Origin of the sequence: Pseudomonas sp. NY5710, assembly GCF_013305665.1 — a bacterium.
In the GTDB taxonomy this organism is placed as follows: Bacteria; Pseudomonadota; Gammaproteobacteria; order Pseudomonadales; family Pseudomonadaceae; genus Aquipseudomonas; species Aquipseudomonas juntendi.
Genome location: NZ_CP045554.1, coordinates 1,459,778 through 1,481,429, shown reverse-complemented (window position 1 = coordinate 1,481,429; position 21,652 = coordinate 1,459,778). Strand labels below are relative to the sequence as shown.

General features: G+C 63.7%; 20 protein-coding genes. 8 read left to right on the top strand and 12 right to left on the bottom strand.

The window, feature by feature from the left end; genetic code table 11:
* Nucleotides 1-25: 25 nt before the first annotated feature.
* Nucleotides 26-1,345: an NAD(P)/FAD-dependent oxidoreductase gene (locus tag GEV39_RS06725; protein WP_173887947.1), complete on the bottom strand. Its 1,320-nt coding sequence runs from the start codon at nucleotides 1,343-1,345 to the stop codon at nucleotides 26-28.
* A 61-nt stretch (nucleotides 1,346-1,406) separates the two neighbouring features.
* Complete coding sequence (locus GEV39_RS06720; RefSeq protein ID WP_173887946.1) at nucleotides 1,407-2,123, bottom strand: GntR family transcriptional regulator; 717 nt, start codon at nucleotides 2,121-2,123, stop codon at nucleotides 1,407-1,409.
* Between the two features lie 325 nt (nucleotides 2,124-2,448).
* Between GEV39_RS06720 and GEV39_RS06715 the strand changes: the two genes are divergently transcribed.
* Nucleotides 2,449-2,787, top strand: a complete 339-nt coding sequence (locus GEV39_RS06715) for a DUF2892 domain-containing protein (RefSeq protein ID WP_173887945.1) — start codon at nucleotides 2,449-2,451, stop codon at nucleotides 2,785-2,787.
* A 132-nt stretch (nucleotides 2,788-2,919) separates the two neighbouring features.
* Here GEV39_RS06715 and GEV39_RS06710 read toward each other — a convergent pair whose 3' ends face one another.
* Nucleotides 2,920-4,128, bottom strand: a complete 1,209-nt coding sequence (locus GEV39_RS06710; protein WP_173887944.1) for a hypothetical protein — start codon at nucleotides 4,126-4,128, stop codon at nucleotides 2,920-2,922.
* Between the two features lie 40 nt (nucleotides 4,129-4,168).
* Nucleotides 4,169-4,618 (bottom strand): YcgN family cysteine cluster protein, encoded by a 450-nt coding sequence (locus tag GEV39_RS06705; protein ID WP_009686804.1) that lies wholly within the window; start codon nucleotides 4,616-4,618, stop codon nucleotides 4,169-4,171.
* 143 nt (nucleotides 4,619-4,761) lie between these two features.
* On the opposite strand from GEV39_RS06705, the gene GEV39_RS06700 reads away from it, so the two are divergent.
* Entirely contained in the window at nucleotides 4,762-5,355 is a 594-nt protein-coding gene (locus GEV39_RS06700) for a nitroreductase family protein (protein ID WP_173887943.1), read from the top strand.
* 104 nt (nucleotides 5,356-5,459) lie between these two features.
* Here GEV39_RS06700 and GEV39_RS06695 read toward each other — a convergent pair whose 3' ends face one another.
* The 4 genes from GEV39_RS06695 to GEV39_RS06680 form a co-directional block, all read right to left on the bottom strand.
* Nucleotides 5,460-6,392 carry a D-2-hydroxyacid dehydrogenase gene (locus GEV39_RS06695; RefSeq protein ID WP_173887942.1) on the bottom strand — a complete coding sequence of 311 codons (933 nt, stop codon included), beginning with the start codon at nucleotides 6,390-6,392 and terminating at the stop codon, nucleotides 5,460-5,462.
* Nucleotides 6,393-6,394: 2 nt separating this feature from the next.
* Nucleotides 6,395-6,688 (bottom strand): YcgL domain-containing protein, encoded by a 294-nt coding sequence (locus GEV39_RS06690; RefSeq protein ID WP_009686808.1) that lies wholly within the window; start codon nucleotides 6,686-6,688, stop codon nucleotides 6,395-6,397.
* Nucleotides 6,685-7,818 carry a ribonuclease D gene (gene rnd / locus GEV39_RS06685; RefSeq protein WP_173887941.1) on the bottom strand — a complete coding sequence of 378 codons (1,134 nt, stop codon included), beginning with the start codon at nucleotides 7,816-7,818 and terminating at the stop codon, nucleotides 6,685-6,687. The genes GEV39_RS06690 and rnd overlap by 4 nt, the downstream gene beginning before the upstream one ends.
* A gap of 112 nt (nucleotides 7,819-7,930) precedes the next feature.
* Nucleotides 7,931-9,568, bottom strand: coding sequence for a phosphoethanolamine transferase (locus GEV39_RS06680; protein ID WP_173887940.1), 1,638 nt, complete (start codon nucleotides 9,566-9,568; stop codon nucleotides 7,931-7,933).
* A 252-nt stretch (nucleotides 9,569-9,820) separates the two neighbouring features.
* Here GEV39_RS06680 and GEV39_RS06675 point away from each other — a divergent pair, with 252 nt between their 5' ends.
* Nucleotides 9,821-10,057, top strand: coding sequence for an HP1242/YdcH family protein (locus GEV39_RS06675; RefSeq protein ID WP_029886178.1), 237 nt, complete (start codon nucleotides 9,821-9,823; stop codon nucleotides 10,055-10,057).
* Between the two features lie 126 nt (nucleotides 10,058-10,183).
* Here the strand turns inward: GEV39_RS06675 and GEV39_RS06670 are convergent, their stop codons facing one another.
* A complete protein-coding gene (locus GEV39_RS06670; protein ID WP_173891661.1) occupies nucleotides 10,184-11,365 on the bottom strand; it encodes a trans-sulfuration enzyme family protein in 1,182 nt (393 codons plus the stop codon).
* Nucleotides 11,366-11,457: 92 nt separating this feature from the next.
* Between GEV39_RS06670 and GEV39_RS06665 the strand changes: the two genes are divergently transcribed.
* Complete coding sequence (locus GEV39_RS06665; protein WP_173891660.1) at nucleotides 11,458-11,919, top strand: Lrp/AsnC family transcriptional regulator; 462 nt, start codon at nucleotides 11,458-11,460, stop codon at nucleotides 11,917-11,919.
* Between the two features lie 368 nt (nucleotides 11,920-12,287).
* On the opposite strand, the gene GEV39_RS06660 is transcribed toward GEV39_RS06665, so the two are convergent.
* On the bottom strand, nucleotides 12,288-14,618 hold the full coding sequence (locus GEV39_RS06660; RefSeq protein WP_173887939.1) for an FdhF/YdeP family oxidoreductase: 2,331 nt from the start codon (nucleotides 14,616-14,618) through the stop codon (nucleotides 12,288-12,290).
* A 237-nt stretch (nucleotides 14,619-14,855) separates the two neighbouring features.
* Here GEV39_RS06660 and moaA point away from each other — a divergent pair, with 237 nt between their 5' ends.
* A complete protein-coding gene (gene moaA, locus GEV39_RS06655) occupies nucleotides 14,856-15,860 on the top strand; it encodes a GTP 3',8-cyclase MoaA (RefSeq protein WP_009686815.1) in 1,005 nt (334 codons plus the stop codon).
* 20 nt (nucleotides 15,861-15,880) lie between these two features.
* On the top strand, nucleotides 15,881-16,780 hold the full coding sequence (locus tag GEV39_RS06650) for a bestrophin family protein (RefSeq protein WP_173887938.1): 900 nt from the start codon (nucleotides 15,881-15,883) through the stop codon (nucleotides 16,778-16,780).
* A gap of 110 nt (nucleotides 16,781-16,890) precedes the next feature.
* Here the strand turns inward: GEV39_RS06650 and moaB are convergent, their stop codons facing one another.
* Nucleotides 16,891-17,430, bottom strand: coding sequence for a molybdenum cofactor biosynthesis protein B (gene moaB, locus GEV39_RS06645; protein WP_173887937.1), 540 nt, complete (start codon nucleotides 17,428-17,430; stop codon nucleotides 16,891-16,893).
* A gap of 517 nt (nucleotides 17,431-17,947) precedes the next feature.
* Here moaB and GEV39_RS06640 point away from each other — a divergent pair.
* A complete protein-coding gene (locus tag GEV39_RS06640; protein WP_173887936.1) occupies nucleotides 17,948-18,835 on the top strand; it encodes a LysR family transcriptional regulator in 888 nt (295 codons plus the stop codon).
* On the opposite strand, the gene GEV39_RS06635 is transcribed toward GEV39_RS06640, so the two are convergent.
* On the bottom strand, nucleotides 18,823-19,605 hold the full coding sequence (locus GEV39_RS06635) for an AraC family transcriptional regulator (protein ID WP_173887935.1): 783 nt from the start codon (nucleotides 19,603-19,605) through the stop codon (nucleotides 18,823-18,825). The two genes, GEV39_RS06640 and GEV39_RS06635, sit on opposite strands and share 13 nt — an antisense overlap.
* A gap of 376 nt (nucleotides 19,606-19,981) precedes the next feature.
* Between GEV39_RS06635 and GEV39_RS06630 the strand changes: the two genes are divergently transcribed.
* Nucleotides 19,982-21,598 carry an APC family permease gene (locus tag GEV39_RS06630; RefSeq protein WP_173887934.1) on the top strand — a complete coding sequence of 539 codons (1,617 nt, stop codon included), beginning with the start codon at nucleotides 19,982-19,984 and terminating at the stop codon, nucleotides 21,596-21,598.
* Nucleotides 21,599-21,652: the final 54 nt, after the last annotated feature.

Below are 21,652 nucleotides of genomic sequence, written 5' to 3'. Positions count from 1 at the left end.
TGCTATGCCTGATGCCTGTCAGCGATCAGCTTTCTTTGCCAGCGCGGAACTGCCCCCACATCAAGTTGGCGTTCAAACCCAGCGAAACCAGGGGTTGCGGCGGGTTCGCGGAAGGCCCGGGGGCATTTAGCAAAAACTCTATAAGTTCGTTCTTGTCGCCCGCCAGCCAGTCAGCCAGCAACTTGCCGGTGACCGTGCCACGGGTAACACCGAGGCCGTTGCAGCACAGTGCGCCGACCACATTGGGCGCCAACTTGCCGAAGAACCCCATGTGGTTGCGCGACAGCGCCAGGGCACCGCCCCAGGTGTACTCGAAGTCCACCCCGGGCAACATTGGAAAGCGCCGGGCGAACGATTCACGGTGGCGCTCGGCGAAGCGCTGCAGATACTTGCGGTTGCTGCGCCCGTCGGGGTTGTAACTGAAGCTGTTGCGGATCAGCAGGCGGTTGTCGACGGTACGGCGCAGGGTGGTGCCGAACGGGTCAGCAGGGATCACGCCCCAGTACGGGTTGCCGCCCAGCCGCGCCTGCTCTTCAGCGGTCAGTGGGCGGGTGATGCTGCCGTAGGTGAACACCGGCAGCATGCGGCCCTTGAGGAAGCCGAAGCTCATGCCGAAGGCATTGGTGGTCAGCACCAGCTTGTCGGCTGTGATCGAGCCCTTGGCGTGGCGCAGCACGACCTTGTCGCCATATTCCACATCGGTGATGGGCGTGTGCTCGTATAGCGAAACATTGCTCGGCAAGCTGTCGGCCAGGCCCTTGACCAGGGCCGAGGGCTGCAGCAGGGCAGTGCCCGGGGTGAACAGGCCTTTGCGGTAGAAATGCGTGCCAATGTGCCCGGGCAAGTCACGGGCCTCGATCACCTCATAAGGCTGGCCCAGCTTGTCCAGGCCGCGGCGGTAGGCGTCCAGCACGGCAATACCGCGGTCCTCGACGGCCGCCTGGTACTTGCCGCAGTGGCGGAACTGGCACTCGATGGCGTAGCGCTCGATCAGCTCCTTGAGGTACGACTGCCCGCCCAGGTTGAGCTTGAGCACGGTTTTGGCGATATCGATGTCGCCAATGTAGTCCTCGGCACCGATGTCGTGCGGCAGGTCGATGGCAAAACCGGCGTTACGCCCGGAGGTACCAAAGCCGACCTCCTGGGCTTCGACCAACACCACTTCGTCATGCGGAAAGTTCGTTGCCAGTTGGCGCGCAGCAGCCAGGCCGGTGAATCCGGCGCCGACGATCACCCAGCGGGCCTGGGTGTTGCCGCTGTGGGCCGGCCTTGGCGTGCGGGGCTTGCTCAGGTGATACCAGCCACAGGTGGCATCATCGGCAGGTAACGAACTTATTCTTGTCATTGGACTAACCTGGTGCTTGTTGTCGTCGAGCGGTCAGCCACTGCCGGCCTGACCGGGTCATTCATATCTGTAGCGGTACATCCAGCCCTTGTGGTGCGGCGTATTCGGCCATGCGCCGGCGCGACAGCTCGAAGTGCTCACGCACCAGTTGCCCAGCCATTTGCGGGTCACGGCGCTCGATCGCATCGATCATCTGGTCGTGCTGCGCGCAAGCGGTTTCCAGGTCACGTTGCATGTCATCGGTGGTCGGGTGGCGATAGAAGATCTTGCCCAGCCGGGTGTGGTCGATCAGCAAGCGACGCAGGCTCGGCAGCAGGTAGTCGTTGTGCGCCATCTTGCCGATTTCCAGGTGGAAGGCGTCGTTGTAGAGCACGCGGTTTTCCACATCACGGTCTTCGATCGCCTGGCGGAACTGGACCTGGATGGCCTTGAGCGCGTCGATTTCATCGGCACTGGCATAGGTGGCGGCCAGCTGCGTGGTGGCGATGTAGATCAGCGGCGCGGCAACGAAAAAACTGTGCAGCGACTCGTGGTTCATGGCCGCCACCCGCGGTGCGCGGTTGGCTTCCAGTTCGATGTAGCCCTCGGCGGCGATCTGGCGCAGCAGTTCACGCACGGGTGGGCGCGACAGGCCGAATTCGTCGCACAGGGCCAATTCGTCCACTACTGCCCCCGGGGCCAGTTCCATGCTCAGGATCCGGCGGCGCAGCGCCTCGGCCAATACGGCCTTGCGGTCCGGTGGCACTTGCGCTTCGAGGGGTTGAACGGCGGTTTTCATGGCGGCCTTTTTTGTGGTCATGGCGCTGTGTCTACTATTTGTATAACGACTATAGGTCACTGTTAGACAATGTGTCTACAGCATTTCAGATAAACGGCTGAATCTGTCTGAGCCTTTGTTTTCAAGGCTTCCAGCGGTTTCGACAGCGGTGATTAAACACCCTTGAAGCTGCATTGCCAAACCGGACAGGGTATTCGCCATATACGACACAGCCCGCTGCTTTTCACCGTTTCAAGCCCACCCAGGGCTCGCCGCCGAGCGATGCAACTGAACGCAGGCGTTGCCGTGCAGGTCAGCTGCTTACATTCCACAAGGAGGGTTTGCCATGCTCGATAGCCATTCCGCTGCGCCGTCGCAGCACAATGTTCATGGCCTGGAACGTGCCAGCTCACTGGCCGGTGGGGCGCTGATGTTCAGCAAAGGGCTGCGCCGTGGCGGCCTGGTTGGCTTGCTGCAGATGGCGGTGGGTGGCCTGGCCGTGGCGCGTGGGGTCAGCGGGCACTGCGCCACCAAGGCTTGGTGGCTGCGGCACCGGCAGGAGTATCAGCGCTTGCGGTCGGATATCGAGCGTAGCGCGGCGGACCTGGAGGCGTTGAAAGCCAGCGCCGAGGCGGCCACGCGCGGAGTGACGGTGACCGGGAAAGATCCGTTGGCTGGCGGTTGATTCCTGCATTGCCTGTGCCGGCCTCTTCGCGGGCTTGCCGCTCCCACAGGTGTTGCGCATGCCTGGAGGGCAGTGCTGTCCTTGTGGGAGCGGGCGAGCCCGCGAAGAGGCCGGCACAGGCAAAAAGAATATCTAGCGCAACGCCTTGCTCTGCAACACCTCAGACCGCCGCCCCAGCACATTCTCGCTGATCTGCACGAACTCTTCGGTACTCACGCTCGGCAAGCGCATCAGCCCGAGCACCACATCATCCAACGAACGCTTGGCCTGGGTATGAATGCGGATTTCCTTGTCCAGCGCCTGCAGCAGCATCACACCACGGGCGACCTGCGCCGGGGTGGCCTGTTCGCCACGCAGCCGGGTCACCTTCGCGCCCTGCTTGCTCAGGCGCGCCTGCCAGGCCTGGTAGCGGTCGTCGCTCACCCCGCCAGAGCGGCGCAGCAACTCGCTGGCGTAGTAATCGGTCAAGCTTTCGACCAGCCAGTCATTGCCGTCACGCCCACGGATCTGCGCAAACAACTGCACCACTTCACGCAGCAACGGGCTGCTGCCGTTCTCGCTGACCATCGGCCTGCCACTGTGCAGGTACACCGACCCCTGCGCCGCCAGCGCCCCACGCCACATACCGTCGCGCGCGCCCACCAGCAGCAGCTTCGGCGGGTTACGCGGGAACACTGCCTGCAGTTGCGGCCAGACGAAGGTGAGCAAGGTCAGGCTGTCCATGCGCCGCATGCCCTGCCCCACCGGCGCGGCCACGGTCACGTCGGTATCGCCCAGACGGGCACGGCGGCTGCCCAGGTCACCGGCGAGCATCCAGCCAGTAGGGCGGTCGAACAGGCGCGATACATTGTCGATGCGGAACTTGTCCTGGCCGACGCGCGGCCAGGGCGTTTCGATGCTCTTCCAGCCCGCTGGCAGGTCGAAGGCCAGGCGCGCCACCAGCTCGGTCCCATCCTGCTGGTCGAGGCGCGCAGGCGGCACCAACTGGTCGCCCAGGAACAGCGCCCAGTGCGGGGTGATACGCGACGAAAACACGCCGCTGGCAAGCTTCTGGTCCAGCAGCACGCGGTAGCTGAGGCTGGTCTTGCCGGCCGCAGGCTGCCATACGCCCCGCTGACCTTTCAGTTGCCATTGGCCATCGGCCTGGAAGCCGCTGTAGGCCCCGGCCTTGCCCAGGTCGAAGTCAAGGCTGCGCACCGCGCTGCCGTCCGCCAGGGTCAGGCGAACTTCTGCCTGGCCGCTGGCAGGCAGCAGGCGCACTTCGTAATCGAGATTGACCTTTTTCGCCCAGGCGGGCGCACTGGCCATCAGGCCCAACAGCAACAACAGCTGGCAACGCATACAGAAACTCCTTGTTCCCCGTGGCAGCGGGCCGCGCTGCTCAGCTGGCGCGGAAAATCAGGTGGTCTTCCCAGTCGTCTTCGTGCACATCCTGCTCCCTGAGCATACGCCCCGCCTGGGAAATGCGCTGTTCATGGACCTGTTGGCGGTCGCCACAGACCAGGTGGTGCCAAGCGGGCAAGTCCTTGCCCTCGCTGACCAGGCGGTAACCACAGGTACTGGGCAGCCAGGTGAACTGGTCGGCCTTGCCCGGGGTGAGCTGGATGCAATCCGGCACCTGGGCGAAGCGGTTGGGGTAGTCGCTGCACTGGCAGGTTTGCAGGTCCAACAGCTTGCACGCGATACGCGTGTAATAGACGCTGTTGTCGTCCTCGTCCTCGAGCTTTTGCAGGCAGCACAGGCCGCACCCGTCGCACAGCGACTCCCACTCCTGGGCATTGAGTTGTTCGAGGGTCTTGCGCCGCCAGAACGGCGCGTTGTCAGCGATCATTACACGGTTACCTGCATTCATCTTGTGGTCGCGGCGCGCAGCGGCGCCAGTCTAGAGCCTGGCCTTGAGCAAAGCCAGGCCGCTTGTCAGTCGCAACGCGAAGCAGTAGCGTGCGCGTTTTCCGTCCGTTTGCAGGAGCCGCCATGAGCGCCACCCCCCGCGTTGCCGATTACGCCATCAACGAGCAGTTCATCAACCGCTGGTCGCCCCGCGCCTTCACCGCCGAACCGATCAGCGAAGAAACCCTGCTGAGCTTCCTCGAAGCTGCCCGCTGGGCACCGTCGGCGTACAACTCGCAGCCTTGGCGCTTCCTGTATGCCCGCCGTGACACCCCGAACTGGGAGCGCTACCTGAGCCTGCTGGTACCGTTCAACCGTAGCTGGGCGCAACAGGCGTCGGCGCTGGTGCTGGTGATGTCCAAAACCACTTTCGCCGCCCCGGGTGCCACCGAAGAAAAACCGGCGCTGTGGCATACCTTCGACACCGGCTCCGCCTGGGGCCACCTGGCCCTGCAGGCCAGCATCAGTGGTTGGCATACCCACGGCATGGCCGGTTTCGACCAGGCCCTGACGCGTCAGGAGCTGAAGATCCCTGAAGGCTACGAGCTGCATGCCATGGTGGCGATCGGCAAGCTCGGCGACAAGGCCAGCCTGGACGAAGCGCTGCAGGCGCGTGAAATGCCTAGCCCGCGCAAGCCGCTGAGCGAGCTGGCGGCTGAGGGGGATTTCAGCCTGTAAGTTTTGGGTTGGCAGTACTGGCCCATTCGCGGGTAAACCCGCTCCTACGCCACCCGTTGTAGGAGCGGGTTCACCCGCGAACAGGCCGGCACAGGCCAAAGCAGTCAGTAGCCCCTGGCGAAGTCCACTTCACCGCGCAACCCCTGCCCGGCTTCATACGCCCGCATATTCTCGACAAACAACCGCACCATCGCCGCCGGCGAGGTGGGCGCCGAGCTGTGCCCGGTCAACAACAAGCCCCAGGCCGTCCAGAACGGGTGCTGCCTGGGCAACGGCTCCTGGCGGCACACATCGATCACCGCCCCGGCCAGATGCCCCTCTTTCAACGCCGCTACCAGGTCGGCATCGACCACCGCTGCACCCCGCCCGGCATTGATGAACAGCGCCGTGGGCTGGAAGCACTTGAACAGTGCAGCGTTGTACAAGTCGTGGGTAGCCGGGGTATCCGGCAGCAGGTTGAGCACGTAGTCGACCTGGCCAACCATGCGCGGCAGGTCGGCCAGCGCCGCCACTTCGACGAACGGTGCCTGCTCGCGGGCGCTGCTGGCAACGCCGTACAGCACCACGCCAAACGGCTGCAGAAACTCGGCCACGCGCTGGCCGATGTCGCCGGTGCCCACGATCAGCACCCTGCGCCCTTCCAGCGTTCGCCCCGGGCGGTCGTCCCAGCGCCGCTCGACCTGGCTGACCAGCCGCGACAGCACCTCGCGCTCATGGCCAAGCATGTAGGTGAGCATGTACTCGGCCATTACCTGGCCGAAAATGCCCACCGCTCGGGTCAGGCGATAGTCACGCGGCAAGCCGTCGGCCAGCAACGGTGTGATGCCGGCCCAGGTCGACTGCAGCCAGCGCGGTTGGTGGCCCTGGCGCAGCAAGCTCGCCAGCAGGTCGGGCTGGCCCAGCCACACCGGGCAACGCGGTGCCTGGCGGGCCAGTTCGGCCGAGTCGCCACTGGTCAGGATTTCCACTTCAGACGCGGCTGCGCGCAAAAGCGCGGCGTAGCGGGCATGGTCATGCTCGGCAATCAGTACGCGCATGTTCAGGCCGGGTCGTTGCGGCGCAGCAGCTCTTCGGGCAGGTGCTCGATGTACTCGTCATCCGGCGGTGGCATCTGCAGGTGGTAGCCCTGGTTGTCGAGGTTCTCCAAGACCTTGGTGATGTCTTCGCGGGCCAGCTTGCGTTCCGGGCTGAGCACCAGGTCGAAGGCATGCACGGGGGTGCCGAAGAACGGCAGCAGGCCTTCTGGCACGCGCTCAAGGCCGTCAGCCTTGAGCACGTACAGGTACATTTCGTTCTTGCGGGGGCTCTTGTAGATGGAGCAAATGCGTTTCATCGGGTCTCTCCGGCGCCTGCAAGGCTGTCCAGCAGGGCCTGGCCCATGCGCTCACGGCGCCAGCCGCGCAGCGAATCGGGCAATTGATAAGGGCCATTGGGGTAACCGCTCTTGAGCAGTGCCTCCAGGGCTTTTTTACGCAGCATCAGCTCAGGGGCAATGCCCAGGCGCTCGCCTTCGGCCTGGCCGATGGCGCGCAGCTGCTTGAGGATGCCGCTGGCTTCGATCGGCAGCGGCTCGGGCAAGGGCGCTGGCCACTGCTCGGCAGGCAGGCTGGCGGCGCGCTTGATCAGTTGGATGAGAAACTCACCGTCCTGACGAATGGTGCGCGGGTGCATCTCTTCAACCTTGGCCAGTGCCGACAGGTTGCTCGGCTGGTTCTTGGCAATGGGCCACAGCGAGTGCTCCTTGAGCACGCGGTTGCGGGGCACATCGCGGCTGCGGGCAGTACGCTCGCGCCAGGCGCACAGCTCACGCAGCACGGCCAACTGCTGGGGCGCCAGCTTCCAGGCCAGCTTGACGTCACGGTACAAGGTGGCTGGCTCGACTTCGCGACGCAAGGCGGCGACCAGCTCGGCGCCATCCTCCAGCACCCAGGCATACTTGTCGTCGCTCAGGCGCGGGCGCAGCACATTGAACAGCTCGGCCAGGTGCACGGCATCTTCGGCCGCGTAGCTGACCTGGGTGTCCGACAATGGGCGCTGCAGCCAGTCGGAGCGGGTTTCGCCCTTGGGCAGGTCGATGCCCAGCACTTCCTGCACCAGGCGCGAGTAGCCCATGGAAAAGCCAAGGTTCAGGTAACCGGCGGCCAGCTGGGTGTCGAACAACGGTTGTGGCAACTTGCCGGTCAGGCGCAACAGCACTTCGAGGTCTTCGCTGCAGGCATGCAGCACCTTGACCACACCGCTGTTTTCCAGCAGGTCGGCCAGGGGTTGCCAGTTGCCGATCAGCAGCGGGTCGATCAGAAAGGCCCGTTGGCCGTCGCCAATCTGGATCAGCCCGGCCTTCGGGTAAAAGGTATCGACCCGCATGAACTCGGTATCGACGGCGACAAACGGCAGTTGCTGCCAGTCGCGGCAGTGTTCAGCCAGGCTCTGGTCGTCACATATCCAGTGAATTTCGATGGCCACAAGGCTCTCCCACTAACATTGGCGCGCAGTATATACGGCGCGGGCACTGCTGGTGAAACCCGGGCCATCCTTGATATCGATCAATGGTGCGTTTGCACGCAGGGTGCAGGCATCAGCGCTTGGCCGTCAGCCACGGGCGGCAACTGGCGAACATGTCCAGCGACCGTTGGTAGACCTCGGTGTGCACCTGCAGCAGGCCAAGCATCGAGTGGAACAGGTTGTCTTGCGACAGCGGGGCGTCGCTGAGCTTGGCCAGGCAATCGGTATCGAGGCCGAAGTCCTCCTTGTAGCTGTCGGAGAACCAGGTCAGCAGCGGAACGTGCTTCTGCTGCTCGGGGGCGATGGCGTACGGTGTGCCGTGCAGGAACAGGTTGTACTCACCCAGCGACTCGCCATGGTCGGACAGGTAGATCATCGCCGTGTCCACCTTGTCCTGCTTGCTGCGCAGGGTGTCGATCAACGAGGCCAGCACCTTGTCGGTATAGGCCAGGGTGTTGTCGTAGCCGTTGATGATTTGCTGTTCGCTGCACTGGTTCAGGGCATTGCTCTGGCACACCGGGCTGAAACGCTCGCCGCCCTCGGGGTAGCGCTTGAAGTACTCGGGGCCATGGCTGCCCATCTGGTGCAGCACCAGCACGGTGTCCTTGTCGAGGTTGTCGATCAGCGCATCCAGGCCTTGCAACAGGATCTGGTCATGGCATTCACCGCCGGCGCACAGTTGCGGGTCTTTGAGGTTGCTGACATCGATGAACTGCACGCGATCGCAAGTGCCCTTGCAACCCGACTGGTTGTCCCGCCACTGCACAGCAAGGCCGGCACGCTGGAGGATGTCCAGCAACCCTTCGCGGTTCTTGGCAACACTGGCGTCGTAGTCCTTGCGCTGCATGCCAGAGAACATGCACGGTACCGAAACCGCCGTTTCCGTGCCGCACGAATGCACGTCGGAGAACGCCAGCAGGCCCTGTTCCTTGGCCAGGTTCGGCGTGGTATCGCGGCCATAGCCCAAGACACCGAAGTGGTCTGCCCGGGCACTTTCCCCGACCACCAGCACGGTCAGCGATTTGCGCTCATGCTTCTGCCAGGCCACATCACGCTTGGCATCTTCGCCGTAATGCTGGAACGGCCGCGCTGCGGTACCAACGCGTTCGCCGACATAACCAATGGAGGCGCCCACGATATTGCTTGGGGTCAGCATCAGGCGCAGTTCGTGGTGGTTGCGAAACAGCGACGAAAGCCCTTGGTAGTTGACCAGCGCCACCGAGCCCAGCGCCACCACGCAAGCACCGCTCACCAGCAGCTTGCCCAGCAGTTCGTGATGCCAGCGGCGGTAGGCGATCTGCGCCTTGCACACCAGCACCGAAGGCAACACACCCAGCAGCAGGATGTAAGCGGCAAACTTGAATGACATCAGGTCGCGCACTTCCGCCACATTGGTTTCGGCCATGTTGCGGAACATGCCCGCATCGATAAGTACGCCGTACTGGTTCATGAAGTAAGCCACGCCGGCGCCACTGATGAACAAGACCACAAGTAACGGCTTCAACACATAACGGAAGGCAAATAAAGTGAGTACCAGGTTGAACGCGAACAGCATCAGCACGGCGAACGCCAGAATCAACCACAACCCCGACATGCCGGGGGGCACGACCGCTTGCAGATGCTCCCAAAGGAGCATGTTGAAGCCGATCAGCAGGTACAGGCTGGCCAGCAGCGTGACCCATTCAGTCCGCAGGGATTTGAAATTGAGCATCAGTGTTCGCAATCAAGAGTGGTTATCAACCCCGCGGCCCGACGGCACCGTGGGAAAGTTGGGCGAACTCTAGAAAGCGCACCATCAATTTTTTGTGAAAAAGTCGGTAACAATTTAGTGATGGAGAGGCTTTTGCCCGTTAATACCGTTTTCTTCAGCTGCCGTTCAGCCTGCAGCCCGTGAACGGCTTGCGCAAAGACGGCTATCCTCAGTGGTCAGGACCTAATCGACAAACCCGACAGAGGTGAAGAAATGCCAGTTCCGCATGATCTGCTCGCTGACCTGCACATTACCGCTGAGAAGTTCCAGGCACTGATGGACAACGACCAGGCGCTGCATGCACTGCACAAGGAATACAACGCCAAAGACAAGGAGGTGGTGGCCGCCGAAGGCAACGGCACCAACGACGACGCCGTCAACCGCCTGCGCAAGGAGCGGTTGCTGATCAAGGACAAGATCGAACGGATCATTCATCCGCCCAAATCCTGACTGACCATTTTCTTTGAATTGACCGGCCCTATCGCCGGCAAGCCAGCTCCCACAGGGGCCCCACAGTACTGCGAACCTGTGATGCACCTGTGGGAGCTGGCTTGCCGGCGATAGGGCCGCAAACCCTTACACAGCAACCAGCGCTTTCAACGCCCCATCCAGGTCTTCGATCAGGTCGCGGTAATCCTCGATCCCCACCGACAGCCGCAGCAGGTTCTCGCTGATGCCCATCACACCCTTCTGCTCCGGGCTCAGCGAGCAGTGCGACATGCTCCACGAGTGGTTGATCATGCTCTCCACCCCGCCCAGCGAGTCGGCCAATACAAAGATCTGCAGCGCCTCGACCAGGCGGTTGAGCGCGGCGCGGTCGCCCTTGACCTTCATCGCCACCACCGCGCCGCCACTGCGCATCTGGCGCTTGCACAGTTCATGCTGCGGGTGGCTTTCCAGCCCGGGGTAATACACCTGCTCGACCTGCGCGTGGGTTTCCAGAAAGCGCGCCACCTGCAGGGCATTGGCGCACTGGCGCTCCATGCGCACATCCAGGGTCTTGAGGCCGCGCAGGGCCAGGTAACAGTCGAACGGCCCTTGCACCGCGCCGATGGCCATGCTGATGCGGCGCAGGCGCGCCAGCAGCGCGTCATTGGCCGCGACCACCACACCGCCAGTCAGGTCAGAGTGGCCGCCAATGTATTTGCTGGCCGAGTGCATCACCAGGTCCACCCCCAAGTTGATCGGGCGCTGGTTCCACGGCGAGCAGAAGGTGTTGTCGATGCAGGTGAGGATGCCCTTGGCCCGCGCCAGGTCGCACACCGCCTTGATGTCGACCAGGTGCAACAACGGGTTGGTCGGCGACTCGATCCAGATCAACTGGGTTTCGGGCTTGATCGCCGCGGCCACCGCGCCCAGGTCGTTGAGGTCGACATAGGTGGTGGTCAGGCCTGAAGTACGGCTGCGGTAGTCTTCCAGGATGCGGAAAGTGCCCCCGTACACGCCGTTCATCACGACCACGTGGGCATCCTTGGGCAGCAGCTCCAGTACCGTGGCGGTGGCATTAACCCCCGAGGCGCAGGCCACGGCACCCACGCCTTCTTCCAGCGCCGCTACGCAGGTTTCGTAAGCATGCCGGGTGGGGTTGCCCACGCGGCTGTAGGAGTACTCCGGCTTGTCGTCGAGGCTGCGTTTGGTGAACGAGCTGGCGGTGACGATGGCCGGGAAAATGGCATTGTCGGCAACACTGAACTGCTCGCCAGCGTGAATGGCACGGGTGGCGAAATTGCGCGGCTTGTCGGACATGGTCAGGCCCATTGGCAGAATGAAAGCTGCCACTATGGCACAAGCCAAATCGCCTGGCCTTGGGGTAACCTGTGAAATATTTTCCGGCACGGCCAGCGCGCGATATGGACAGCTTCGACCAGCACATTCTTACCCTGCTTCAGCGCGATGCCTCGATGTCGCTCAAGGACTTGGCCGAAGCCGTCAACCTGTCCACCACCCCGTGCTGGAAGCGGGTCAAGCGCCTGGAAGAAGAAGGCTACATACTCGGCCGTGTCGCCCTGCTGGCCCCTGAACGGCTAGGGCTGGGGCTGACGGTGTTCGTCCAGCTCAAGACTCAGCGCCACGACAGCGCCTGGCTGGCGCAGTTTGCCGCGACCGTGACCGGGTTCGAGGAGGTGATGGAGTGCTACCGCATGTCTGGCGACTGGGACTACATGCTGCGGGTGGTGGTGGGGGATATTGCGGCGTATGACCGGTTTTACAAAAAGCTGATTACCAGCACCGAGGGGTTGTCGAACATTACCTCCAGTTTTGCCATGGAACAGATGAAGTACACCACGGCTTTACCGGTGAACCGTGGCTGATGGCTGTGGGGCATATTGCCGGCAAGGCGCACAGGGATTGCATCAGGGCTGACAGGTGGTTGCCAGAAGATATGCAGCGCCTGTGAGATTGAGCGCCGCCCGCGCGGCGCTTCGCGGGTAAACCCGCTCCTACGTTTGTTTCGGGCCAGTCCATCCTGTGCCAGGCGCGCGCGACCGCCTTGTTTGTACGGCGCGATATTGAGGTGGGCGCCAAGGCGTTCGCGCGCAAATCCCACGGGAATAATTGGCCCGAAACAAGCGTAGGAGCGGGTTTACCCGCGAAGCGCCGCGCGGGCGGCGCTCGATCTCGCAGGCGCTGAAGATGCTGCGCCTTCCGGGGCCCGCCGCAGGGCCCTTGCAGGCGCCCGTCAATCCGAAGCCAGCACCGCCGCAATCCGGTTCCCGGCTTTGGCCTTCTCCAGCTTGATCGCCACAAACTTCGAGGTCGGGGTGTACGTCCCCTCGCCATAACTCTCCAGCGGCACCAGCGGGTTGGTCTCGGGGTAGTAAGCCGCCGCCTGCCCTTGCGGCACGTCATACGCCACCAGGCGGAACCCCGACACCCGCCGCTCCACACCATCCTCCCACAGCGACACCAGGTCCACGTGCTCACCCGGTTCGAAGCCCAGGCGGCGGATATCGGCCTCGTTGACGAACACCACTTCGCGCAGGCCGAACACCCCACGGTAGCGGTCGTCCAGGCCATACAGGGTGGTGTTGTACTGGTCGTGCGAACGCAGGGTCTGCAAGATCAGGTCGGGCTTGTCCCCGCGGGCCAGCACCTTGGCGTTGACCAATGCCTCGGGCAGCGTGTGGGGCATGAAGCGCGCCTTGCCGGTGGCCGTGCGGAAGTTGCGCTCGGCAGCGTGGTTACCCAGGTGGAACCCGCCAGGGCTGTTCAGGCGTTCATTGAAACGCGCGAAGCCGGGGATGACGTCGGCAATCATGTCGCGGATGCGGTTGTAGTCGGCCACCGCATAGGCCCAGTCGATCGGCTGGTTGCCCAGCGTGGCCTTGGCCATGCCGGCGATGATCCATGGCTCCGAACGCATGTGCGGCGAGCGCGGGCGCAACTGGCCATGGGAGAGGTGCACCATGCTGAAGGTGTCTTCCACGGTCACGCCCTGCGGCCCTGCGGCCTGCAGGTCGATTTCGGTGCGGCCCAGGCATGGCAGGATCAGCGCGTCGCGGCCGGTGACCAGGTGCGAGCGGTTGAGCTTGGTGGAAATCTGCACAGTCAGCGCACACTTTTGCAGCGCGGCATGGGTACGCGGCGTATCCGGGGTGGCTTGGGCAAAGTTGCCGCCCAGGGCGACGAACACCTTGGCCCGCCCCTCCTCCATGGCCTTTATCGCCAGCACCGCATTGTGCCCGTGGGCACGCGGCACACGGAAGCGGAAGCGTTTTTCCAGGGCGTCGAGCAGTGCTGCCCGGGGCTTCTCGTCGATGCCCATGGTGCGGTCGCCCTGCACGTTGCTGTGGCCGCGCACCGGCGACAGGCCAGCGCCGGGCTTGCCGACGTTGCCGCGCAGAAGCTGCAGGTTGACGATTTCCTGCACGGTTGCCACCGAATGGCGGTGCTGCGTCACGCCCATGGCCCAGCACATGATGACCCGCTCGGCCTTGCGGTACATACGCGCGGCCAGTTCGATCTCGGCCAGGGTCAGGCCAGACTGCTCAACGATGTGTTCCCACGCCGTGGCGTCGACCGCCGCCAGGTAGCCATCGATACCGCTGGTATGCTCGGCGATGAAGGCGTGGTCGAACACCGGCGGTTCGCCCTTGGCCTGGGCCTCGCGTTCCCACTGCAAAAGGAACTTGGCAATACCGCGCATGGCCGCCATGTCGCCCCCCAAGGCTGGGCGGAAGTACGCGCTGGAAGTCGGCTCAGAGCCATTGCTGAGCATTTCGAACGGGTGCTGCGGGTGCTGGAAGCGCTCCAGGCCACGCTCTTTGAGCGGGTTGAAGCACACCACCTGGGCACCGCGCTTGACCGCTTCACGCAGCGGTTCGAGCATGCGCGGGTGGTTGGTGCCGGGGTTCTGGCCAATCACGAAAATGGCATCGGCCAGTTCCAGGTCGTGAAACACCACGGTGCCTTTGCCCACCCCCAGGGTTTCCGACATGCCCGAGCCGCTGGCTTCGTGGCACATGTTGGAGCAGTCCGGGAAATTGTTGGTGCCATAGGCACGCACGAACAGCTGGTAGAGAAACGCCGCTTCATTGCTGGCCCGGCCCGAGGTGTAGAACTCGGCTTCGTCCGGCGATTGCAGTGCGCGCAGGTGCCGGGCAACCAGCTCGAACGCTTCTGCCCAGGTGGTTTCCACGTAATGGTCGGTGGCTGCGTCATAGCGCATCGGGTGCGTCAGGCGGCCTTGGTATTCAAGCCAATAGTCGGTCTGTTGCTTCAACGCGCTGACGCTGTACTTGGCAAAGAAGGCCGGGTCCACCGAGCGGCCGGTGGCTTCCCAGTTGACCGCCTTGGCGCCGTTTTCGCAGAACTTGACCATGTCGCTTTCCGGCGACTCGCCCCAGGCACAGCCTGGGCAGTCGAAGCCGCCGTTCTGGTTGGTCTTGAGCATGGCCCGCAGGTTCTTGAAGGCGTTGTCACTGCCCAGCCAGCTCTTGGTCACGCTTTTCAGCGCCCCCCAGCCGGCGGCGGCGCCTTTGTAGTCCCTGGTGTGTTCGTCCTGGCTCATGCGGTGAATCCTCACGCTTCGGTGCTTTGTTTCAGCCTATGGAGCGTGGGGCGGGGCGTCCAATCGAAAGATCTTACGGCGTGATAAGCGCTTTCGATCACGGCAGGCAGGCGACGAGCTGCCAGGCCGCATGATAGAGACCGTCGATCATGCAGTCGGACAAAGCAATTTGACGGCCCTGCGCCCAGGTTATAGCTTGGACAGAAATGCCCCCCCTTCCCAGACGCGAGCGCGAACGTGGAACAGAACAGCCGGGCCCTGATCGACGGCTTCAACCGGAAAATCGACTACCTGCGGATGTCGGTCACCGACCGCTGCGACTTCCGTTGCGTGTACTGCATGGCCGAAGACATGCAGTTCCTGCCGCGCCAGCAGATTCTCAGCCTGGAGGAACTGTTCCAGGTGGCCGAGCGTTTCGTCGCCCTCGGCACCCGCAAAATCCGCCTGACCGGTGGCGAACCCCTGGTGCGCCAGGGCATCGTCGACTTATGCGGGCGCATCGCCGCCCTGCCCGGCCTGCGCGAACTGTGCCTGACCAGCAACGGCTCGCAGCTTGGCCGCCTGGCCCAGCCGCTGTTCGACGCCGGCGTTACACGCCTGAACATCAGCCTCGACAGCCTGGACGCCGACCGCTTCAAACAACTGACCCGCACCGGCGACCTGCACCAGGTCATTGCCGGCATCGACGCAGCCCGGCAGGCCGGCTTCAAGCGCACCAAACTCAACTGCGTGGTGCTCAAGGGCCGCAACGACCATGAACTGGTCGACCTGGTGCGCTTTGCCATCGACCGCGAGCTGGACATCACCTTCATCGAAGAAATGCCCCTGGGGGTTATCAGCGAGCATGAACGTGGCGAGTCGTTCTGCTCCAGCGATGAAGTACGGGCGCTGCTGGCTGAACAGTTCACCCTGGTCGAGTCTACCGAAACGTCGCAGGGGCCGGCCCGTTACTGGCGCCTGGCCGAAGCGGCCAACACCCGGGTCGGCTTCATTTCGCCGCACAGCCACAACTTCTGCGCCACCTGCAACCGCGTGCGCCTGACCGTCGAGGGCCGGCTGCTGCTGTGCCTGGGCAACGAGCATTCGGTAGACCTCAAGCACGTGCTGCGCGCCCACCCGGGCGACCCCGACCGCCTGGAAAAGGCCATCCGCGACTCGCTGCACCTCAAGCCCTACCGCCATCACTTCGAAGTCGGTGGTGACGTACAGATCCTGCGTTTCATGAACATGACCGGCGGCTGAGCAGCTGCCTCTGGATTGCCATGATCGTCCACCCCGCACCCGATGTGTTGCGCGTGTTGTTCACCCTCAAGGGTTCGATCATCAAGCGCATTGCCCTGCGCTGCCTGACGGTCACCCTGCTGGCCGCATTGATCGTGCTGGTCGAGCGGCATTACCCGGCGTTTTTCTACCCGGTCAGCGCCACCCCATTCACCTTGCTGGGCCTGTCGCTGTCGATCTTCATGAGCTTTCGCAACAACGCCTGCTATGACCGTTGGTGGGAAGGGCGCAAGGCCTGGGGCAAGCTCATCATCGAAACCCGCTCGTTCGTGCGTGAGAGCGTGGTGATCGGCGATGAAGCACTACGCCAAGAGCTGCTGCGCAGCCTGTGCGGGTTTGCCCATGCGCTGAATGCGCGGTTGCGCAACGAAGACGACCTGGCTGCCGCCCGCCCATGGTTGCCCCGGCCCGAGGCGATCAGCCCGCACAATGTGTGCGACGGTATCCTGCGTGAGGTAGGCAGCCAATGCTCGCGGCTGGCCGAGCGACAACAGATCACTGACTGGCGTTACAGCCTGCTGGAGCAGCGGCTGGTGGGGCTGACCGAGGTGCAGGCCACCTGCGAGCGCATCAAGGGCACGCCACTGCCGTTTCCCTACACGCTGTTGTTGCACCGCACCATCTACATCTTCTGCCTGTTGTTGCCGTTTGCCCTGGCCGAGCCGCTGGGCTGGCTGGCGCCGCTGTTCACCACCCTCGTCGGCTACACGTTCTTTGGCCTGGATGCGATTGGCAACGAACTGGAAGACCCGTTCGGGCGGGATGAAAACGACCTGCCGACCGATGCCCTGGTGCGGACCGTGGAGCGGGATGTACTGGCGGGGTTGGGGGAACAGCAGTTGCCGCCGGCGTTGTTGCCGGCGGGGCATGTGCTGAGCTAAGGGCCCTATCGCCGGCAAGCCAGCTCCCACAGGGACCACACAGATTTCAGAACCTGTGCAATACCTGTGGGAGCCGGCTTGCCGGCGATAGGGCCGGTACAGGCGAACGATCAGCCCCGGCTTGCACAGGCCTCGATAGGCAGCAGGTGCTTGACGAAGTTGCACGGCCGGTGCCGGGCATCCAGCTGCTCGGCCAGGATCCCCTCCCACGCTGTACGGCAAGCCCCGGTAGACCCCGGCAGGCAGCACACCAGCGTGCGGTTGGCCAGCCCGGCCAGCGCCCGGCTCTGCACGGTCGAGCTGCCGATATCCAGAATCGACAACGCGCGGAACAGCTCGCCAAAGCCATCGATGCGTTTGTCCAGCAGGCACCCGACCGCCTCTGGCGTGCTGTCGCGGCCGGTAAAACCGGTACCGCCGGTGATCAGCACCGCCTGCACCTGGTCATCGGCAATCCAGGTGGCCACCTGGGCGCGGATCTTGTACAGGTCGTCCTTGAGCAGCGCCCGTGCCACCAGGCGGTGGCCGACCTCTACCGAACGGCTGGCCAGCAGTTCGCCGGAGGTGTCGTTGTCGAAGGTGCGGGTATCGCTGACAGTCAGCACGGCGATGTTCAGCGGTACGAAGACCGCATCGGGTTGGACGCGCACAACAGGAACTCCTTGAATGGCCTTTTCGCCACGCTAAGGGGATGCTCCGAGGGCGTCCAATCGATATGGCGAACCGTTCCATCGACAGGCTCTATCGCTGCCTGGAGGTAGCCGCAGCATCTTCAGCGCCTGTGAGATCGAGCGCCGCCCACGCGGCGCTTCGCGGGTAAACCCGCTCCTACGTTTGTTTCGGGCCAATTATGCCTGGGGGATTTTCGCGCGAACGCCTTGGCGCCCGCCACGATATCGCGTCGTAAAAACAAGGCGGTCGCGCGCGTCCGGCACAGGCAATACTGGCCCGAAACAAACGTAGGAGCGGGTTTACCCGCGAAGCGCCGCGCGGGCGGCGCTCGATCTCACAGGCCCTGCATTTCTTGTAACAAACACCTGTCAGCCCTGACGCCATCCCAGCGGAAGCTGGCTTGCCAGCGACAGGGCCCGCACAGGCACCATCAAACAATGGCCAGCCACCGCAGAGTTGGTTAAGGTCAACACACCCCGCACGCCAGGCATTTCCATGGACATCAAGCAGCTCAAGTTCCTCATCGCCCTCGACCAGACCCGCCATTTCGGCCAGGCGGCGGCGCTGTGCCATATCACCCAGCCGACGCTTTCCATGCGCCTGCGCAACCTGGAGGACGAACTGGACCTGGTGCTGGTCAAACGTGGCCAGCGCTTTGAAGGCTTTACCGAAGCCGGCGAGCGCATTCTGGCCTGGGCCCGCACCCTGCTCGCCGCGCACGACGGCCTGCAGGCCGAGGCGGCCAGCTGCCGCGGCCAGGTGGTCGGCAGCCTGCGCCTGGGCACGGTACCGCTGGCCAGCTTCAACCCCATGCACCTGCTGCTGCCGCTGCGGGAAAAATACCCGGAGCTGCACTTCCAGCTCAGTTCGCTGAGCTCGGAACAGGTCATCGACGGCCTTAGCCGGAACCAGCTCGACCTGGGTATCTGTTACCTGGACCAGGTCAACACCCGCTTCTTCGAAGTGATCGAACTGGGCACCACCACCATGGGCCTTTTGCACGACACCCGGCACTTCCGCTTCGCCAGCGACACCTTGCGCTGGGCCGAGCTGGGCGACATCCCCCTGGGGCTGCTGAGCAAAGGCATGCACTACCGCCAGTCACTGGACCTGAGCTTTCGCAGCCGTGGCCTGGAGCCCAACGCGGTGCTGGAAAGCGATTCGAGCTTCCAACTGATCCAGGCCATCAACACCGGCATGTGCTGCGCGATCATGCCACTGGACTGCGGCCTGGAAGACCTCAGCGAGCACTTGCGCATCCTGCCGGTGGCCGACGCCGCCATCCACAGCCCGGTCGGCCTGCTGCTGCGCCGCAGCGAGCCACGTTCGGCGATTGCCGAGCAGTGCTTTGCCGAGGCGCAGGCACTGTTTCAGGCGGGCTGATCGCTGGTCGCCTGGCGGTATTGGCGCGGCGTAAAGCCGGTCAGTTGCTTGAACTGGCGGCTGAAGGCGCTGTGGTCGGTGTAGCCGCAGCACATGGCAACCTCAGTGATCGGCAAGTCTGAATGCAGTAGGCGATGCGCGTGCTCCAGGCGCGCCTTGTGGATCATCTGCCGTGGCGTGAGGTGGAACACCCGTTTGCAATAGCGCTCCAGCTGGGCCACCGAAATGCCCGCGATGCGGGTCAGCTCGCGCATGCTTATGGGCTGGTGAAAATGCTGGCGGATATGTTCGTCCACCGCGGCCAGGCGCTGGTACGCAGGGTGGCTGTCGGCCGCTGACTGCAGGTCGACCGAGATGCCGACCAGGCCAATGATCTCGCCCGCCTGGTTGTACAACGGGCGCTTGTGGGTCAGGCACCAGCCTGGCTCGCGGCTGCCGTACAGGTGCAACTCCAGCTGGTCTTCCAGCACCAGGCCCTCCTTGAGCACACGGCGGTCCTGTTCGGTGTAGCCGGGGCCGAGCTGCGCCGGAAACACTTCGGCGCTGGTCTTGCCCAGCAACGGTTGCAGGCGCTTCAGGCCACAGCGCTGGACCAAGGTGTTGTTGGCCAGCACGTAGCGGGCAGCCGGGTCCTTGATGAAGATCGCAGCGTTGGGGATGGCGTCGAGGATCGGCAGCAACAGCGAGACACCAGCCAGCAGGGCCTCGAGGGAGGCGGGACGGTGCTGGCCCAGGGAGTGGTAGAGGGGTGCCAGGGGGGTGTCGGTCATCTGCTCGATCTCTGTTGGCTTTGTCGGCCCTTTCGCGGGCATGCCCGCTCCCACAGGTACCTCACAAATCCCGAATCCTGTGCTGTACCTGTGGGAGCGGGCGAGCCCGCGAAGAGGCCGGCACTACTCACACATACATACAGCCCTTATACGGTATGGCCTACAGCCTATTCCCCACCCTTGTGGCTGACCACTGCTTTTTCCCAACTGTGCCGATTTCGTCATACCCCTTGCAGAAAACCATCAAGAACCGCCGCCCCGATCGGTCCACTCTATGCCCCACGCAAGCCGCCCAAGCCCTACAAGAACGCGGCCCGAAAGCCGCACCTGGTGACATCAGACCTGCCTATCCAATAACCAACAAAAAGGCGAACCCATGTCAGGCAAATTCAAGAAACAGTTATCGCTGCTGGACCTCACCTTCATCGGCCTCGGCGCCATTTTCGGCTCCGGCTGGCTGTTCGCCGCCAGCCACGTTTCGGCCATCGCCGGCCCGGCCGGCATCCTCTCCTGGTTCCTCGGCGGCTTCGCCGTGCTGCTGCTGGGCATCGTGTACTGCGAACTGGGCGCCGCCCTGCCCCGCGCCGGTGGCGTGGTGCGCTACCCGGTGTACTCGCACGGCCCGCTGCTGGGCTACCTGATGGGCTTCATCACCCTGATCGCCTTCTCCAGCCTGATCGCCATCGAGGTGGTCGCTTCGCGCCAATATGCTGCCGCCTGGTTTCCCGAACTGACCAAGGCCGGCTCCAGTGACCCCACCGTGCTTGGCTGGCTGGTGCAGTTCGCCTTGCTGGGGCTGTTCTTCTTCCTCAACTACCGCAGCGTGAAAACCTTTGCCAAGGCCAACAACCTGATCAGCGTGTTCAAGTTCATCGTGCCGCTGCTGGTGATCGGCGTGCTGTTCACCTTCTTCAAGCCGCAGAACTTCACCGTGCAAGGCTTTGCCCCGTTCGGCCTGTCTGGCGTGGAGATGGCCGTGTCGGCCGGTGGCATCATCTTCGCCTACCTGGGCCTGACACCGATCATTTCAGTGGCCAGCGAAGTGAAGAACCCGCAGCGCACCATCCCGATTGCGCTGATCCTGTCGGTGCTGCTGTCCACCGCCATCTACGCCCTGCTGCAACTGGCCTTCCTCGGCAGCGTACCCACCGAAATGCTGGCCAACGGCTGGGCCAGCGTAACCAAGGAACTGGCCCTGCCCTACCGTGATATCGCCCTGGCACTGGGGGTGGGCTGGCTGGCCTACCTGGTGGTGGCCGACGCCGTGATCTCGCCCAGTGGCTGCGGCAACATCTACATGAACGCCACCCCACGGGTGATCTATGGCTGGGCGCAAACCGGCACCTTCTTCCGCTACTTCACCCGTATCGACGCCGAGTCCGGCATCCCGCGCCCGGCGCTGTGGCTGACCTTCGCGCTGTCGGTGTTCTGGACTCTGCCCTTCCCGTCTTGGGAGGCGCTGATCAACGTGGTGTCCGCAGCCCTGGTGCTGAGCTATGCCGTGGCCCCGGTCAGTGTCGCCGCGCTGCGCCGCAACGCCCCCGCGATGCCGCGCCCGTTCCGGGTCAAGGGCATGGCGGTGCTGGGCCCCCTGTCGTTCATCATCGCCGCACTGATCGTGTACTGGTCGGGCTGGAACACCGTGTCCTGGCTGCTGGCCCTGCAAATCGTGATGTTCGTGCTGTACCTGGTGTGCAAACGCTTCGTACCGACCCAGCACCTGACCCTGGCCCAGCAAGTGCGCAGCTCGGCGTGGCTGATCGGCTTCTACGCGGTGACCATCCTGCTGTCCTGGCTGGGCAGCTTCGGCGGCCTGGGCGTGCTTGGCCACCCACTCGACACGGTGGCGGTGGCTGTGAGTGCGCTGGGCATCTACTACTGGGGTGCCGCTACCGGTGTGCCTGCCCACCTGGTACGCCTGGAAGGCGAGGACGAAAGCGAAGCCATCCAAGAGCCGCTGGCAGGCCAACGCCCGGCCGCGCTGGCTCGGTGAAGGCTACTGGCCCTATCGCCGGCAAGCCAGCTCCCACAGGGGCTGCGCTGCCCT

Excerpts from the sequence above, each read along its gene's own strand:
- GEV39_RS06725 (WP_173887947.1), bottom strand. The coding sequence starts at position 1,345 with ATGACAAGAATAAGTTCGTTACCTGCCGATGATGCCACCTGTGGCTGG.
- GEV39_RS06720 (WP_173887946.1), bottom strand. The coding sequence starts at position 2,123 with ATGAAAACCGCCGTTCAACCCCTCGAAGCGCAAGTGCCACCGGACCGC.
- GEV39_RS06715 (WP_173887945.1), top strand. The coding sequence starts at position 2,449 with ATGCTCGATAGCCATTCCGCTGCGCCGTCGCAGCACAATGTTCATGGC.
- GEV39_RS06710 (WP_173887944.1), bottom strand. The coding sequence starts at position 4,128 with ATGCGTTGCCAGCTGTTGTTGCTGTTGGGCCTGATGGCCAGTGCGCCC.
- GEV39_RS06705 (WP_009686804.1), bottom strand. The coding sequence starts at position 4,618 with ATGATCGCTGACAACGCGCCGTTCTGGCGGCGCAAGACCCTCGAACAA.
- GEV39_RS06700 (WP_173887943.1), top strand. The coding sequence starts at position 4,762 with ATGAGCGCCACCCCCCGCGTTGCCGATTACGCCATCAACGAGCAGTTC.
- GEV39_RS06695 (WP_173887942.1), bottom strand. The coding sequence starts at position 6,392 with ATGCGCGTACTGATTGCCGAGCATGACCATGCCCGCTACGCCGCGCTT.
- GEV39_RS06690 (WP_009686808.1), bottom strand. The coding sequence starts at position 6,688 with ATGAAACGCATTTGCTCCATCTACAAGAGCCCCCGCAAGAACGAAATG.
- GEV39_RS06680 (WP_173887940.1), bottom strand. The coding sequence starts at position 9,568 with ATGCTCAATTTCAAATCCCTGCGGACTGAATGGGTCACGCTGCTGGCC.
- GEV39_RS06675 (WP_029886178.1), top strand. The coding sequence starts at position 9,821 with ATGCCAGTTCCGCATGATCTGCTCGCTGACCTGCACATTACCGCTGAG.
- GEV39_RS06670 (WP_173891661.1), bottom strand. The coding sequence starts at position 11,365 with ATGGGCCTGACCATGTCCGACAAGCCGCGCAATTTCGCCACCCGTGCC.
- GEV39_RS06665 (WP_173891660.1), top strand. The coding sequence starts at position 11,458 with ATGGACAGCTTCGACCAGCACATTCTTACCCTGCTTCAGCGCGATGCC.
- GEV39_RS06660 (WP_173887939.1), bottom strand. The coding sequence starts at position 14,618 with ATGAGCCAGGACGAACACACCAGGGACTACAAAGGCGCCGCCGCCGGC.
- GEV39_RS06650 (WP_173887938.1), top strand. The coding sequence starts at position 15,881 with ATGATCGTCCACCCCGCACCCGATGTGTTGCGCGTGTTGTTCACCCTC.
- GEV39_RS06640 (WP_173887936.1), top strand. The coding sequence starts at position 17,948 with ATGGACATCAAGCAGCTCAAGTTCCTCATCGCCCTCGACCAGACCCGC.
- GEV39_RS06635 (WP_173887935.1), bottom strand. The coding sequence starts at position 19,605 with ATGACCGACACCCCCCTGGCACCCCTCTACCACTCCCTGGGCCAGCAC.
- GEV39_RS06630 (WP_173887934.1), top strand. The coding sequence starts at position 19,982 with ATGTCAGGCAAATTCAAGAAACAGTTATCGCTGCTGGACCTCACCTTC.